This window comes from Halopseudomonas maritima (assembly GCF_021545785.1).
Lineage (GTDB): Bacteria > Pseudomonadota > Gammaproteobacteria > Pseudomonadales > Pseudomonadaceae > Halopseudomonas > Halopseudomonas maritima.
In genome coordinates this window covers 3800833-3816496 of sequence record NZ_CP079801.1, presented here as the reverse complement: position 1 = coordinate 3816496, position 15664 = coordinate 3800833, and the positions used below count along the sequence as shown (strand labels likewise).

The 15664-nt window shown below is 61.1% G+C and carries 13 protein-coding genes and 1 riboswitch; of the genes, 6 read left to right on the top strand and 7 right to left on the bottom strand.

Going from position 1 to position 15664, the window contains the following annotated elements:
• Positions 1–4: 4 nt before the first annotated feature.
• Positions 5–1420, bottom strand: coding sequence for a di-heme oxidoreductase family protein (locus HV822_RS17610; protein WP_238871557.1), 1416 nt, complete (start codon positions 1418–1420; stop codon positions 5–7).
• A 111-nt stretch (positions 1421–1531) separates the two neighbouring features.
• Entirely contained in the window at positions 1532–2896 is a 1365-nt protein-coding gene (locus HV822_RS17605) for an imelysin family protein (protein ID WP_238871556.1), read from the bottom strand.
• A 155-nt stretch (positions 2897–3051) separates the two neighbouring features.
• Here HV822_RS17605 and HV822_RS17600 point away from each other — a divergent pair, with 155 nt between their 5' ends.
• Positions 3052–3267, top strand: coding sequence for a dodecin (locus HV822_RS17600; RefSeq protein ID WP_238871555.1), 216 nt, complete (start codon positions 3052–3054; stop codon positions 3265–3267).
• A gap of 69 nt (positions 3268–3336) precedes the next feature.
• Here the strand turns inward: HV822_RS17600 and HV822_RS17595 are convergent, their stop codons facing one another.
• Positions 3337–3831: a 6,7-dimethyl-8-ribityllumazine synthase gene (locus HV822_RS17595; RefSeq protein ID WP_396265178.1), complete on the bottom strand. Its 495-nt coding sequence runs from the start codon at positions 3829–3831 to the stop codon at positions 3337–3339.
• A 56-nt stretch (positions 3832–3887) separates the two neighbouring features.
• Positions 3888–4044: riboswitch (FMN riboswitch) on the bottom strand.
• Between the two features lie 445 nt (positions 4045–4489).
• Here HV822_RS17595 and HV822_RS17590 point away from each other — a divergent pair.
• Positions 4490–5710 carry an MFS transporter gene (locus HV822_RS17590; protein WP_238871554.1) on the top strand — a complete coding sequence of 407 codons (1221 nt, stop codon included), beginning with the start codon at positions 4490–4492 and terminating at the stop codon, positions 5708–5710.
• 27 nt (positions 5711–5737) lie between these two features.
• On the opposite strand, the gene HV822_RS17585 is transcribed toward HV822_RS17590, so the two are convergent.
• From HV822_RS17585 to HV822_RS17575, 3 genes are all read right to left on the bottom strand, one after another.
• Positions 5738–6700, bottom strand: coding sequence for a 3-hydroxyacyl-CoA dehydrogenase (locus HV822_RS17585; protein ID WP_238871553.1), 963 nt, complete (start codon positions 6698–6700; stop codon positions 5738–5740).
• 13 nt (positions 6701–6713) lie between these two features.
• Positions 6714–8219, bottom strand: a complete 1506-nt coding sequence (locus HV822_RS17580) for a flavin-containing monooxygenase (protein ID WP_238871552.1) — start codon at positions 8217–8219, stop codon at positions 6714–6716.
• A gap of 182 nt (positions 8220–8401) precedes the next feature.
• Entirely contained in the window at positions 8402–9784 is a 1383-nt protein-coding gene (locus tag HV822_RS17575) for a sodium:solute symporter family transporter (protein WP_238871551.1), read from the bottom strand.
• Positions 9785–10093: 309 nt separating this feature from the next.
• Between HV822_RS17575 and HV822_RS17570 the strand changes: the two genes are divergently transcribed.
• Genes HV822_RS17570 through HV822_RS17555 form a run of 4 tightly spaced genes read left to right on the top strand, consistent with a single transcriptional unit; the run spans position 10094 to position 14787 of the window.
• Positions 10094–11038, top strand: a complete 945-nt coding sequence (locus HV822_RS17570; RefSeq protein ID WP_238871550.1) for a GGDEF domain-containing protein — start codon at positions 10094–10096, stop codon at positions 11036–11038.
• A 2-nt stretch (positions 11039–11040) separates the two neighbouring features.
• Positions 11041–11910 carry a D-hexose-6-phosphate mutarotase gene (locus HV822_RS17565; protein ID WP_238871549.1) on the top strand — a complete coding sequence of 290 codons (870 nt, stop codon included), beginning with the start codon at positions 11041–11043 and terminating at the stop codon, positions 11908–11910.
• Positions 11911–11962: 52 nt separating this feature from the next.
• Positions 11963–14305: an ammonia-forming cytochrome c nitrite reductase subunit c552 gene (locus HV822_RS17560; protein ID WP_238871548.1), complete on the top strand. Its 2343-nt coding sequence runs from the start codon at positions 11963–11965 to the stop codon at positions 14303–14305.
• A complete protein-coding gene (locus tag HV822_RS17555; RefSeq protein ID WP_238871547.1) occupies positions 14302–14787 on the top strand; it encodes a GNAT family N-acetyltransferase in 486 nt (161 codons plus the stop codon). Before HV822_RS17560 ends, HV822_RS17555 begins: the two co-directional genes overlap by 4 nt.
• 42 nt (positions 14788–14829) lie before the next feature.
• On the opposite strand, the gene HV822_RS17550 is transcribed toward HV822_RS17555, so the two are convergent.
• Positions 14830–15261, bottom strand: coding sequence for a group II truncated hemoglobin (locus HV822_RS17550; protein ID WP_238871546.1), 432 nt, complete (start codon positions 15259–15261; stop codon positions 14830–14832).
• Between the last annotated feature and the right edge of the window lie 403 nt (positions 15262–15664).

Genomic DNA, 15664 nt, shown 5'->3' with positions numbered 1-15664 from the left:
CCGGTTAGAGAGAGTTGAGGAAGCGCAGCAGGGCTTCGCGCTCGTTGGCTGGTAGCAGGCGATATTCATCAGCCGCTGCACGGGCTTCGCCGTCGTGCCACAAAATGGCGTGCTCCACGGTTTCGGCGCGGCCGTCGTGCAGGAAGCCGGCCAGCGGATTGACTGTTTTGGTCAGGCCCAGCCCCCACAGCGGCGGAGTGCGCCATTCGGTACCATCTGCCAGAAACTCATCACGCCCATCCGCCAGGCCTGGGCCCATGTCGTGCAGCAGTAGATCAGTGTAGGGCCAGATCACCTGCTCGTTCAGGTCGCTGCGCTCATGCTGACCGGTGGTGTAGGTCGGCGTGTGGCACGCAGCGCAGCCAATTTGATTGAACAGCTCGGCGCCGCGTTGCACCTCGGGGCTATCCATATCGCGGCGCGTGGGCACCGCCAGACTGGTGGCGTAAAACTCGATAAAGCCGGCCACCTTGTCGCTGACTTCCGGCACGCCGCCATTCGGAAAACGCTCACACTGTTGCTGCGGGGTACAGTCGGTCGACAGCGCGACGCTGGAGGTAAGCCCCATGTCGCCGGCAAAGGCATCCATACTTTGTTGCAGCACGTTCGGCTGTCCGGCCTTCCAGCCGAAACGGCCAAGTACGGTCTTCTCTGCCATGCGATCCCAGACCTGGTTGGCACGACCGGAAATGCCGTCGCCATCGGCATCATCGGGGTCGGCAGCGGCGAGCAGCACGTCTTCCGGGATGGCCTCAAGCAGACCCAGGCCGATCATCGGTGGGGCTACACGCGGCGAGGTCAGCAGGTCATCCGGCAGCGGGCCGTAGTTGGGGTTTTCAATGCGGTAGACAGGCTTGCGCATGACCACCTCAGTGCCGTCAGCCAGGGTCTGGGTGATGGCTTCCCACTCGACGATCATGTCGGCCTCGGGCTTCATGCCGGGAATGGCCGAGGTTTGCAACTGCCCGCCATAGACCGGCGCCGGCACCAGTCCATGTTCACGCAAAAAGTCCGCATCGCGCTCCGGGTCTGCCGGTACAGACAACCGCAGGAACAGTGAAACCGAGGGCGTATCGATGGAGGCTGGGGCGTGACCGCGGCCGTCCTTCAGGTGACAGCCCTGGCAAGAGTTGGTGTTGAACAGCGGGCCCAGGCCGTCACGGGCATCGGTGCTGGAGGGTGCAACAACCCAGGGGTTACGAAAAAAACTGTTGCCGACGCTGAAGTCCAGTCTACGCGTCATCGGCAGATTACCCTGTGGCAGCGAGTAAGCATTGTGATCGTGCTGCTCGACGCTACCGGCACCGCCGGTCAGCGGGGTGTCCTGCAGGGGGGAGGAAGTCTCTGCGGCGTGGCAGAAAGTGGAAGTAAACAGGACCGCGAGGACCGCGGTCGAAACACTGAATTTATTGTAGAGCATAAAGCCTGTATCACTGTGCGCGGTACTGGTACCAGCGAAGATCAATCCTGCTCAACGAAAGCGGCGGACAGGGCCATTGCCTTGTCCGCCGCCTTGGTTCAAGCCGCTAAATCAGAACTGATGACCAGCATCGTCCGGTTCAAGGGACTCGACACCCACCACAGCAGCAACCTGCTCGATAGAACCGGTCTGCTCAACCAGCGCGGCGATGGCGTTGTTGATGATCTCGGCACCCTCGGTGTTGTCGGGGGCAATCATCATATCAAAGGTCACCGGGCTTTCTGCCTTCTCGGCGGTCTGCTTCATGTGACCCAATGCCGCAACGCTGGCCTCCAGCTGCGCAGACAGGGCCTCGTTCAGCTCCGGTTTGGCGTCGGCAACCAGATCAGCCAGCGACGCGCCGCTCAGCTCGGTGCCGTCTACACGCTTGTAGGAGCCGGTGTAGACATTCTGGATGCCCAGGGCGTTGTAGTAGTGTGAGTTGTGGGTATTGTCGCTGAAGCAGTCGTGCTCGTCCTCGTAGGAGTTGGCCTCGAGTGCGACCTTCATACGCTCGCCAGCCAGCTCACCCAAAGACAGCGAGCCCATGCCAAACAGCATTTTCTGGTAGACCGCAGAGGGCGCCTGACCAGTCAGCTCGGCACGATAGTTGCCCTCGACACCCGGCTTCCACTGCTCGACCATCCACTGCAGGTCATTGACCAGCAGATCGGTGACGGCGTCCAGGTAAGCACCGCGGCGCTCGCAGTTGCCATTGGTGCAGGCATCGCCAGCAGCGTAGTCGGTAGCCTGACGCTCACCGGCGCCGGCTTCAAAACCGTGCAGGTCTTGGCCCCACAGCAGAAATTCAACCGCGTGATAGCCCGTTGCGACGTTGGCTTCCGAACCACCCACTTCGTTCAGACTGGCCAGCAACTCAGGGGTCAACTCGCTCAGATCCATGGTTTCGCCGCCAACGGTCAGCTCGGTGTTGGCGATGATATTGGCGTTGGCACCGTCATTGCCCAGAGCATGCTGGTAGTCATCAGTCTTGACGTAATCGATCAGCCCCTCGTCCAGCGGCCATGCGTTCAGTTGGCCTTCCCAGTCGTCAACAACGGCATTACCAAAACGGAATACCTCGGACTGCTGATAGGGTACGCGCGCGTGCAGCCAGGCTGCTTTGGCGGCCGCCAGGGTTTCTTCGCTGGGGTTGGCGATCAACGCGTCGGTCGCCTCGTTCAGCGCCTTGGCGGTGCTCAGCGCATCTTCGTATACCGCTAAGGCCAAATCGCTGTAGTGAGCAACTACGGCTTCAGGCGCAACGCTGGCAGCTTGAGCAGGTGCCTCGACGGGAGCGTCCGCGGCGGGCGCAGTTTCGGCTGCCGGAGCAGTCGACTCGGGGGCTTTTGGCTCCTCACCTTCGGAGCAGGCGGTGAGCAGGAATGAGGTGGAAATTGCCAGCGCAAGCGCCTGCAAAGGAAAACGCGCAGCCATGTAGAACTCCCTGTTGGCGTTGAATTATCAAATAATGATAGTGATTAGCATTCGAGATTATATGCTCCTGCTCATAGATTGCAATCAAGCGCCGAGCAGTGACCGTGGTCTTTGCCATACTCAAGGCTCCAGACAAGAATAAAAGGAGACCTGAAATGTCCAACCACCACGTTTATAAGAAGGTTGAGGTTGTCGGCTCGTCCACCGAAAGCACTGATGACGCGATTCGCGCAGCTATTGCCGAGTGCGGCAAGACCGTGCGCTACATGGAGTGGTTTGAAGTCAAGGAAACACGCGGCCACATAACTGACGACAAGGTCGCGCATTTTCAGGTGGTACTGCAAATTGGCTTTCGCATCGCCGGTAGCTGAAACGCGACGGTACGGGCAGGTTGTCTCTGTTGGCCCGCGCCATACAGAGACAACTCGTATAGCCTCTGGTCAGACCGCCCAGCGCAGCTGCATGGCTGCTGCTGCCGCACTGGCCAACTCGCGGCCCTTGGTGACAAAGTGCGTGCGGTAGTAAGTCTGGTGCTCTGCGTGCTCGTGGAAATGGTGAGGCGTAAGCACTGCCGTCAGCACCGGCACCTCGGTTTCCAGCTGGACCTGCATCAGGCCGCTGATCACCGCGTTGGCAACGAAATCGTGGCGATAAATACCGCCATCAACGACCAGGCCGGCGCAGGCGATCGCGGCATAGCGACCACTCTTGGCCAACAGTTTGGCCTGCAGCGGAATTTCATAGGCACCTGGCACCGCGATCACGTCGATCTGTTCGGCGCTGTAGCCGTGCTGGCTGATTTCCTCACGGAAACCGTCCAGACAACGCAGCACGATATCGGCGTGCCAGGATGCATGGATAAAGGCAATGCGCTGTTGCGCAGGATCATATTGGGTCATCGTCTTGCTCTGATTCATGAGTACTTCCGGTTGCAATTGAATCAGGGCGAACGGGCAGGGCTGCACCGGCCATTCAGGCCAAGCAGCATCCGACACGTTCTCTCCTATCCGGACTATCACCGTCGGCTCCGGAATCACACCGGATCTGCTGACCTCTGCCACGCAGAGCGCTCGCGGGCTGGGAGAGCGGAAAAAACCGCAAACTCCATCACCGCCGGTGGGGAGTTGCACCCCGCCCCGAGAACGATGCCGCACACGCGGCGGCGCTCAATATAGGGAAGCAGTCCAGCCGGGTCAAAGGCCAATGCCGCCAAAGCGCCGAGATCACCGAGCGATATAGGCAGGTATCCATGCCCACGAAGGAGGCCACCATGCGTATCGACGACGTTAGCCTCACTTGGCGCCAGCCAAGCCAGTCTTACCTGCCGACGCCGAGCCCTCGGTGACGTGGCCATCGCTGATAGCCTCCGGGGCTCGTTATCCGGGGGAGCAGAGCGCTCTCGGCAGGTACAGCCAGCCTGATTCACCAGCCCGGCTTGAGAGACCCGCAACGCACCGGCGTGCGGATGTTGATGAACCTATAGGTACGTTTTGCGCAACAGTGTTTTCGCCACCGTAGCGGGTAAAGTTCGACATTACACGAACAAACCCGCGTAGCATGGTCGCTTTCTCGAATCTGACTGCAGGAGCCGCCATGCTGGTATCGAGCAGCCGTGGTATCGCCACCGGGTTGATGTTCTTTTTAGCCACCTGCTGCGGCGTGATAGTGGCAAACCTTTACTACGCTCAGCCGTTGGTTGGGCCCATCAGCGCGTCGCTGGGTATGGCCCCACAGGTGAGCGGGTTGATCGTTACCTTGACGCAGATTGGCTACGTTATCGGCCTGCTGCTGATCGTTCCACTGGCCGACCGCCTGGAGAACCGGGCGCTGATCAGTGCGATGGTGCTGTTGCTGGCCCTGGCACTGCTTGGCACCGCGCTGTCTGCCTCGGCAGTCAGTTTTTTATTGTGCTCGCTGGTCATCGGCGTTGGCGCCGTGGCGGTGCAGATCATCGTGCCACTGTCGGCGCATCTGACGAGCCCAGCATACCGGGGCAGGGTGGTGGGTAACGTGATGGGCGGCCTGATGTTCGGCATTATGCTGGCCCGCCCGGTGTCGAGCATGATTACCGACGTGCTGGGTTCCTGGCGCTGGGTGTTTGCCTTGTCTGCCATCGTAATGGTGGTGCTGGTATTGGTAATGCAGCGCGTGCTGCCACAGCGGATACCCACCGCCAGCATGGGTTACCTGGCATTGTTGCGTTCAATGGGGCGGCTGGCCATCAGCACACCGGTATTACAACGCCGCGCCTTCTATCAAGCCATGATGTTTGGTGCCTTCAGCGTGTTCTGGACCACGACGCCGCTGTTGCTGGCGGGCCCGCAATTTCAGTTGTCGCAATCGGGTATCGCGCTCTTCGCGCTGGCAGGTGTAGCCGGCGCCATTTCCGCGCCGGTTGCAGGGCGACTGGCAGACCACGGTCTGACGCGACCGGCCACCGTTGTCGCAATGCTCTCGGTGATCGTGGCGTTCGCCATTACACACCTCAGTGCTCCAGGCTCCGGCTTGTCGCTGGCGCTGCTGGTGCTCGCTGCAGTGCTGCTGGACCTGGGTGTCTCGGGCAACGTGGTGCTGGGCCAACGGCTGATTTATGCACTGGGTGAGGCTGAGCGCAGCCGCTTGAACGCCATCTACATGGCTACCTTTTTTGTGGGGGGCGCATTGGGCTCGGCGGCGGGCGCCTGGGCCTATGTTAGCGGCGGCTGGCTGGCGGCTTCAGTGCTGGGCGGTCTGATGCCGGCCTGCGCGCTGCTGTTTATGTGGCTGACAGACCCGGCAGACGCCCAGGCGCAGAGCCCAGCCGAAACGGGCTGAGCTGTCAGCCAGCCCGCAGCGTGGCAGCTAGTTTTTACGCGGTAGCGTCAGGCGAACGATGTCGTCGACCGCATCGAGCCCCGGCGGGGCAAGAAAGTCCGGCGCAGCGTAGGCCGGATTCGGGTAACTGTAATAACCGCAGCCCGTTTGCAGCCCCATCTTGCCCTGATCAATCATGTGCTCCTTGATGTAGGCAGCGTTCTTCAGGGTCTGTTCATCCCTGTTCTGGTGGCCCCAATAGCTGAGCACGTCGTAACAGGTTTTCATGCCAATCACGTCCATCATGCCAAAGGGCCCCAAGGCGACACCTCGATTGGTGATCATGTAGGTTCGGTCCACCATTTCCGGCGTGGACACGCCATTGGTAATCAGGCTTTGTGCTGCGCCGAGCAAGGGCACCAGCAGGGAGTTGATGACGTAGCCGTTCTGGGGCTTCTGGATCGGAATCGGTACCATGCCGATCTCAATGGCAAAGGCGGCGATGCTGCGCAAAGTGTGCTCGCTGGTATCGGCGTGTGCCATTACCTCGGCTACGTTCATTGCCCAGATCAGGTTGGCAAAATGCAGCGCACAGTACTGTGCGGGGCGTCCGGTGGCGTCGGCAAACTGGCTTGGTAACAACGTGGATGAATTGGTGGCAATCAGGCAGTGCGGCTGCAATAGCGCTGCCATCTCGCGGTAGACCTGGGCCTTGACTTCAGGGATTTCAGGCACGGCTTCAATCACCAGATCGGCCTGCGCGACGGCATCGGCCAGGTCGGAGCTGTAGCGCAAGCGTTGCCGGGTTTGCTCCATCTGCTGCTCGCTGGCGCCCAGATCCGCAAGGTAGATCTCGGCATACTGCTCGTGCGCGACCTTACAGCGCCCAAGCGAATCCTCGAACAGGTCATACACCACCACCTGCTTGCCCATGTAGGCGCTGTGCCAGGCGATCTGACCGCCCAGCACGCCAGCACCCAGTACAGTGAGGCTGTTCAGTTGACTACTCATGGCAGGTCTCCGGTCAGGCGGCGCGCACATTGCGCGGGGTGTTGGCTTGCAACTGGCTGGCCTTTTCCGTCAGCTCGAGCAGGTCGTCCTCAATGGGCTCTTGCAGCAACATGTCCTTGTCTTGCTCGTAGGCATTGAGCAGGCGCCAGGGAGCGGCACGTCCCTGGCGTGGCAACACGGTGTTGCCGCGTTGCACGTAACCCGACTGCAAGGCGCCCATCATGGACTCACCGGCAATCAGATTGCCGTCGCGGTCGCGCGGTGTTGCAACCTGCAGGCCTGCGGCGCGCATGTGGTTCAGCAGTCGACATACCCATTGGGCAGCAATATCGGACTTGAGCGTCCAGGGCGCGTTGGTATAGCCAAAGATCCAGGCCATATTGGGTACGTCTTGCAGCATTACGCCCTTGTAGGTCATGCGCTGATTGATATCGAGCGGCTTGCCGTCCAGCTGCAGCTGGGTGCCACCCAATACCTGCAGCTGCAGACCGGTTGCGGTGATGATGATATCCGCCTCCAGCTCTTGCCCGGATGTGAGGCGAATCCCCGTCTCGGTGAAGGTTTCAATCTGGTCGGTAACTACCGACGCCTTGCCGCTGTTGATGGCGCTGAACAGGTCCCCGTCGGGCACGGCGCACAGGCGCTGGTCCCAGGGCATGTAGGTCGGCGTGAAGTGCTTCATCTGGGCTGGATCATCCAGCTGCTTGGCAACCTTCTTCAGCAGAAAGCGGCGGGTGCCTTGTGGCCAGCGTTTGGCCGCCTTGAAAATCCAGCGCTGAATAGCAATGTTGCGACGACGCGACAGCTTGTAAACCCAGTTGTTGGGCAGGAACTTGCACATAACCTCGGTAATCCGGTCGTGGGCAGGCACCGTCATGATGTAGGAGGGGGAGCGCTGCAGCATGGTGATGTGTCCGGCCTCGGCAGCCATCGCCGGCACCAGGGTAACGGCGGTGGCACCGCTGCCGATGACCACCACCTTCTTGCCCCGGTAATCAAGATTCTCAGGCCACTGCTGCGGATGAATGCATTGCCCCTGGAATCGCTCGACGCCCGGAAACTCGGGTAGGTAGCCGGCCTTGTGGTCGTAGTAGCCGGTGCAGCTGATCAAGAAATCACAACTGAAATGCCGGGCCTGGCCGCTGTCCAGGTCGCGGGCGCTGATCACCCACTGCTGCTGTGCGCTGCACCATTGCACCTGCTCGGTTTCGATGCCAAAGCGAATTTTTTCATCAATCGCGTATTCACGAGCCGTATCCCCGATGTACTGGCGTATGGACTCACCGTCGGCCAGGGTTTTCAACTCATTCCAGGGACGAAATGCAAAGCCGAAGCTGAACATGTCGGAGTCCGAACGGATGCCTGGATAGCGAAACAGGTCCCAGGTGCCGCCCACTTGCTGGCGGCGTTCGAGAATCGCGAAGTGCTTGTCGGGGCAATTCTGGGTGAGGTGAACGGCCGTGCCGATACCGGACAGGCCGGCACCGATGATCAATACATCGAAGTGCTCGTTCGTCATTTTTGGCTCTCTTATTGTCTGACGTGCTATCTCAGTGACTATAGACTGCCTGCAGCGCAGCTTTGAGCACTGGTGCAATGACGACAAAGGTTGTGCATTTGACGCCAAAGTGACTGATTCACGACATGACAGAGCCCGTCAGACCCTATGCCGGCTGCTACCGCGAGCAGCCGGCAGCATACTCAGGACGGTGTGGCCAGACGCGGGCGCCACAGCAACGCACCGGCCAGGCTGACCAGTGAAGACGCCAGCAGCGCGCCGGCAAAGGGTGCCAGCGTAGGCACGGTATTCGGGAAGCTGGCCAGCTCAAGCCCTTGCAGAAAACTGCCGCTGGCTACCCAGCCCGGCAGTACGGCGCCCAGCAGACCCGCCAGCGCCCCGGCGATAGCCACCGGCGCCGACATGCGCCGCCATAATCCGAGCAGCACAGGCACGACCGCCGTAGCGCACAGCAGGTCAGCGATTAAAAACAGCCGCAGCACCGACATGCCCTCTAGCGCTATCAGCACTACTGGCACCATCAGCGCCACCGTCAGCCAGCGTGCCGCCGTCAGCGACAGGCCGCGCTTTTCCGTCACCAGCAGCGACGCAATCGCGTTTTGCAGGGTATCGACGGAGGAGGCCACCAGGGTAAGAGCGAGCAGCAACGCGGGCAGGGAGAGCCAGGCTGGCGCATCGCCGAGCATGGCGAAGAAGGGGATTGGCGGCGAGCCGACATCTGCGCCACTCATGACCGTAATGATACCCAGACCACCCACCACCGCGACCACCAGAATGGTCGCCAAACCGCCAAGCAGCGCCCCACGGCCTAACGCAGCATCGCTTTCGGCAGCCCACACCCGTTGCCAGTAGCCCTGGTGAAACAGGTTGGCTGCCGTGACCGCAATCACCAGCGTCAAGGCCACGCCCAGCGCAGCACCTGCAGGAATGCCGGGTAACGCCGCACCGGCAGTGGCCTCTGGTACACGCTGCAGAGCGACCGCGCCGACCAATGCCAACAGGCCGAGCAGCAACCAGGCCTGCCAGCGGTCGGTGGTCATGCTCGCGCGCAAACCACCCCAGGCGGTGTAGAGCAAGGTCGCGACAGCAACGCCTACCACCACCAGGTTGCCGTTAATGTCGGACAACATGCCGGTAATGGCGCCAATCGCGGTCAGCTCGGCGATTAGAAAGCAGCTCATGTACAGCAATGAAATCAGCCCCACCCAGCGACGTACCGCCGAGCCATAGCAGTGCTCAGCAAACTCGCCGATGCTGCGCCCCTGCGGCAAGGCCCGGCGAATGGCCGGCCCCAGCAGCGCAAACAGCACAAAGGGCAGGGCGGCGCCCAGCGCATAGCCAGCCAGAGCCAGCGGGCCGACCAGTGCTCCGACCTCTGGCGGCGCAAAGAGAATCCAGCCACCCATGCCGGAGGCCAGAAATGACAAGCCGATAGCGCGGGCGCTTTGCGAATTGCGGGCAGTGACAAAGTCGTCGAGACCCGCTTGCGTCGAGCGCGCGCGCAGGCCAATCCAGACAAACAGCAACAGCACGGCAGCCAGGGCTGCCACGGACAGGTACAGCATGTCGCACTTCCTCCGCCGGTATGATCCGGATCAGGTTCCAGGGTTTGGGTTGCTTGGCATCAACGTATTCTCAGCCCTTGCGGACACCCCTGGCGACGTGGGTGAAATCGGCTACGGCCAGTACCACGGGCCCTGGCGCGCGACATGATGGCATATCTGTGATGGCAGGCGCAGCTGCCGCTGGCGTAATATGACAGCGATGCCATCACACAGGGGCTCACAGCATTCAGCCTCTGCTTTACCGCTGTATGGATGTGCGACGCCGGAGCGCTGCGTACCGAGCAACCACCGCCACCAAGGTTTGCTGCCATGGATGAAAACACCCCTGACCTACGTGACACCAATCAGGAAGCACTGGAAACCGTGCTCGACAGCCTGGATGCGCTGGTCTATGTCGCCGACATGCAAACCCATGAATTACTGTTTCTTAACGCCTATGGCCGAGCCCAGTGCGGGGAGATCAACAATCGCAAGTGTTGGCAAGCGCTGCAGCACAATCAAAAGGGGCCCTGTAGTTTCTGCAACAATCACCGCCTGGTCGAGCGCAATGGCCAGCCCGCTCCGGTGGAAGTGTGGGAGTTTCGCAACACCCGCAACCAGCGCTGGTATCAATGCCGCGATCAAGCTATCCACTGGCCAGACGGCCGCCTGGTGCGCTTGGAGATCGCCACCGATATCACCGATATCAAAGACCTGCAAGCCCAGCTCACCGCTGCTCGCTTGCGGGCAGAACAGCTGGCTCATGAAGATGAACTCACCGGGCTGGCCAACCGCCGGGCGCTATTCACACTGGGGCAGCGTGTTCTGGAGCAGGCGCGTCGTATGCAGCACCCGGTTGCCCTGATCAGTCTGGACGCCGACCGCTTCAAGCAGATCAACGACCAATACGGCCATGCTGGCGGCGACGCAGTGTTAAAGGCGTTAGCGCAAACGCTGAGCAAACAAACCCGTCCAGCCGACGTTTGCGCGCGCCTTGGCGGTGAAGAGTTTGCCATTTTGCTGCCAGACACTGGGCTGCAGGCCGCGCGGGACCTGGCAGAGCGCTTGCGGCAGGCTATCAACAGCCTATGTATTGCGCATGATGGTTTCATTGTGCGGCTTAGCTGTAGTTTTGGCGTCACTGTGACCGAGCTGGGCGCGGCGAGCATGGACCAGCTGCTCAATAGCGCTGATATTGCTACCTATCGAGCCAAACACAACGGACGCGACCGCATTGAAGTAGAGCCTGTCAACCAGATAAGCCCTCAGGAGTAGGCATGCTGGAATATGCTGCGTTACCCGACGGAATTGTGCTAACGCACAACAGCGCGGGCAAGGCGTTCCTAAAGATCGAACATCCTGCGGTGCGGGCATTGGTTGCACTGGAAGGTGCGCATCTGGTGTCCTGCATCCCCACCGGACAGCCTGACCTGCTATGGATGAGCCAGGTCGACGCGCAGGCTCCGGGAGGCGTGCTGCGCGGTGGCGTGCCGTTGTGCTGGCCCTGGTTTGGCAGTGCGCAATCCGGCCCCGCGCACGGCATTGCGCGGCGCAATCTCTGGCAGCTGGAGCACGCCGACGCAGACCAGCAAGGCGTGCGGCTGCGCTTCAGTCTGCCGGCGGCGACCTTACGCAGCACATTGCCTGGTGAGTGCTGGGCGCTGACCTTGGAATTATCTCTCGGAGCAACGCTGCACATGGCGCTGACCACTCGCAACACCGGTCAGACAGCGCAATCGCTAAGCCAAGCGCTGCATAGCTATCTGCCGGTCAGCGACATCTCCCGGGTACGCGTAGAAGGGCTGGCAGGGGCACGCTATCTGGACCAGCTCAGCGGCAAAATGCAGAGCCAACACGGTGCGCTGCACATTGATCAAGAGGTGGATCGTATCTATCTGGATCACCGCGAGCCCCTGTATCTGCATGACACCGACCGCATTCTGGAGGTGCGGCGCAGCGGCAGCGCCTCGGTGGTGCTGTGGAATCCGTGGCAGGCAAAGTCGACTCGGTTGGATAACTTTCCGGCTGAAGGCTACCGACAGATGCTCTGCATTGAAGCCGCAAACGCCGATGCAGACGCACGCCTGCTCCATCCGGGGGAGCAGCACACCCTTGCCTGTGAGATTTGCCAGATCGCTGGCAAATGACGAGGCAAGTCCGTTAGCATGCTGGCTAGACCGTGAAAAGGAAGCCTGCCGCATGCGGCAACAAAACAACAAAAAACCAGAGCAGTCGATGTCACCGCCAGTCTGGCGGCTGATCTTGCCCCTGCTGCTGGTGCTCGCCGCCGTTTTTATCTGGTGGCTGACCTTGCCCTCGGAGCCGACCACGGCCCCCGCGTCGGCAACCAACCACCCAGCCGCTGAATCGGCAACTGTGCCAACGCCCAAACCGGCGGTGGCACCACCGACACCGGCCACAGCGCCCTCGCCAGGCGCGCCTGACTACGTCGGGCGTCAGGCTTGCGCTGGCTGTCATGCCGAGCAAACCGCGCAGTTCACCGGCTCGCACCATGATCAAGCCATGCAGCAAGCCAGCGCCGAGACGGTGCTGGGTAACTTCGCCAACCAGACCTTCGAGTTTGGCGGCGTTACCAGCCGCTTCTTTGAGCGCGACGGGCAATACTGGGTCAATACCGCTGACGCAGAGGGCCAGTACGACGATTATCAGGTCGACTACACCTTTGGTGTGTATCCTTTACAGCAGTATCTTCTGGCCCTGCCAGGCGGCCGCTATCAAGCGTTTAGCGTCGCCTGGGACGCGCGCCCGAGCGAGGAGGGCGGTCAACGCTGGTTTCAGCTGAACCCTGACGTCAATGGCGATAATCCGGTCAAGGCGCTGCACTGGACCGGCCGGCAGTTCAACTGGAACCTCATGTGTGCCGAGTGCCACTCAACCAACCTTGAGCGCAACTTCGACGCCGCCAGCAACAGCTACAGCACCCGTTGGAACGAGATCGACGTCTCCTGCGAAGCGTGTCACGGGCCGGCGTCCGATCACCTGCAATGGGCAGCCAGTCCAGATAGCCACCCAGACATGGCCGATACCCTGGGCCTGAGCCTGCGCTTTGATGAGCGTCAAGGCGTCAACTGGCAGATCAACGCCAGCGGCCACCCTGAACGCAGCATGCCGCGCAGCAGCGAAAAGGAAATTCAGGCCTGCGCCGCCTGCCACTCCCGCCGCGCACAGCTGTTTGATGATCGCCAGGATGCGGGCTTGCTGGTCGAAAACTACCTGTTGTCGACGCTGGATCAGGGGCTTTACCACCCCGATGGACAGATTCAGGACGAAGTCTTTGTGCATGGCTCCTTCCTGCAGAGCAAGATGTATCAGGCCGGCGTCACCTGTAGCGACTGCCACAACCCCCATTCGCTGGAGCTGCGTTTGCCCGGCGACGGCGTGTGTCTGCAATGTCATCAGGCTGATCAGTATCAGACGCCCAAACACCACTTTCACAGCACTGCCGCTGGCAGCGCTTGCGTTGACTGCCATATGCCCGCTACCACTTACATGGAAGTCGACCCTCGGCGTGACCACAGCATCCGCATTCCACGGCCTGACCTGAGTGTCAGCCTGGGTACGCCAAATGCTTGTAACCAATGCCACAACGAGCAAAGCCCAGAGTGGGCCGCCGACCATGTTCAGCAGTGGTACGGTCATACCCCGCAGGGCCTGCAGCAGTACGCAGAGACCTTTGCGCTGGCACGGGCCGGCGCTGAGGGCGCCGATGGCGCGCTGGTCGCCCTGCTCAACGATGACAGCCAGCCCGCCATCGCGCGCGCCACGGCTGCCAGCCTGCTGCAGTCCTGGCCGGGCCCTGAAGTGGCGCAATCTCTGTTTGTGGCGCTGCGTGCCGAAGATCCACAGATACGTTTGGGCGCCTTGCAGGCAGTTGCCGGCTACCCACCGGTGACCCGCTGGCAACTCGTCAACCACCTGCTGGATGCACCCGAGCGAGTAGTGCGCCTGCAGGCCGCAGGGCAGTTGCTCGACATCCCGCCGGAAGAAATGCGCGGTGCCGACGTAGAGCGGCTGCGCAAGGCGCAGGAAAGCTATCTCGCCGCCCAGCAGGCCAACGCCGACGACGCCTCGGCACAGCTCAACATAGGCGTGTTCTATCAAACCCGCAGGCAACTGGCGCTGGCCGAGGACGCTTATCAGCAGGCGCTCAAACTTGACCCGTACTTTATCGCCGCCTACATCAACCTGGCTGATCTATACCGCGCGTCATTGCGTGACCCTGATGCCGAACGGCTGCTGAACGAAGGCCTCAAGCGTCTGCCGGAGGCGGCGCCCCTGCACTTCAGCCTGGGCCTGCTGAAAGTGCGCAGCAAACAGATGGACAACGCGCTCGCGTCACTGCGTCAGGCGGTATCGCTGGACCCTGATACTGCCCGTTATCGCTACGTGCTGGCGGTCGCGCTCAACAGCGAAGGACAGCACAGCGACGCCCTGGCCGAAATCGACAAGGGCCTGCAGCGCAACCCCAACAGCCAAACCCTGCTGACCCTGCGCCAGCAACTGCAGTCAGGACAACCATGAACATCGAGATCATCACTGGCGATCTGACCAATCCCGCTCACGCACAAGCCTTGACTCGGCTACTGAGCGAGTACGCAACAGACCCGATGGGTGGCAGCAAGGCGCTACCAGACGAGGTGCTGCAAGCGCTGCCGCAGCGCTTGAGTGCGCGCGCGGACTACCTGTTTGTACTTGCCAAAGACGAATCAGGCTTCGTCGGCCTAACCAACTGTTTTGAGGGGTTTAGTACCTTCAAGGCACAGCCTTTGCTCAATATTCATGATGTTGTGGTCTCAACCCATGCACGGGGCAGGGGAGTGGCGCGGCTGATGCTTCAGCGGGTAGAGACCATCGCCCGGGAGCGGGGCTGCTGCAAGTTGACGCTGGAGGTACTGGAAGGCAACCGCGTCGCGCAGAACAGCTACCGCGCTGTTGGTTTCAACGGCTACGAGCTGGACCCGGCAATGGGCCGGGCGATGTTCTGGGAGAAACCTCTGACCTAGCCCTGTCCTGATCTTGCGTCTCGGTGCGACGGGCCTGCCGTCTTATTGCTGCGCCTGATGTACCGCCTGGCTGGCCTGAACGATCCGGTTGGCCGGCACCCGCAGTTGCTCAAGCAGGTATCGTGCAAACGACGGATGAAAGTTCTGCCGTGCGATTGCCCGTGCCATGCATTCCAGCCACTGGTCACGTAGCTCGGCCCCCACCGGCCAGCGGGCATGGAAACCCGGAATGTTGATGCTGCCGTATTGCTGTTGAAACAACCGTGGCCCGCCCAGCCAGCCAGACAAAAACGCCGCCAGCTTGTCGCGGGCTGACGACAGTTCTTCTGCATGCAACGCGCGCAGTTCCCGCGCGCCGTCCCACGTATCCATCTCCTGATAGAAATCCGTTACCAGGCGGCGAATGCCATCGATGCCACCTGCGGCCTGGTAGGACGCATCAGCTGTGCCGTAGGTCGGCGTGTTGTCGGTCATGGTGTAGTACCTGAGCGGGAGAGTCTGAAATGGTATGACCAACACAGCCCACCACTCAAGTGTCCTGCTGTCGCAGGCATGAGCGCGGCAAAGCGTCGCACCGGTTTATACCTCAGGACAGACGCACCGGTATCGGCTAGAAGCCGGAGTTGGCGGGCTCTGTAGCAAAACTCCCGCCTACTGGGCAGGGCGCTTATCAGTAGTTCTTCCCCGCCGCATTGATCTGTGTCACCTCTTGTTACAATTGCGTAGCGAGCCGAAATACTTTGTAATAATTCGCGTAACGGGCTCCAGGCGTCTGATCTGGTTCCCCACGGAAGGCGCCGCTCCCGCGGCCACATTGGCGATTGAAGCTGTACGCCGTCTCAGTCTGCACAGACACCACGCTGACCCATAACGACAC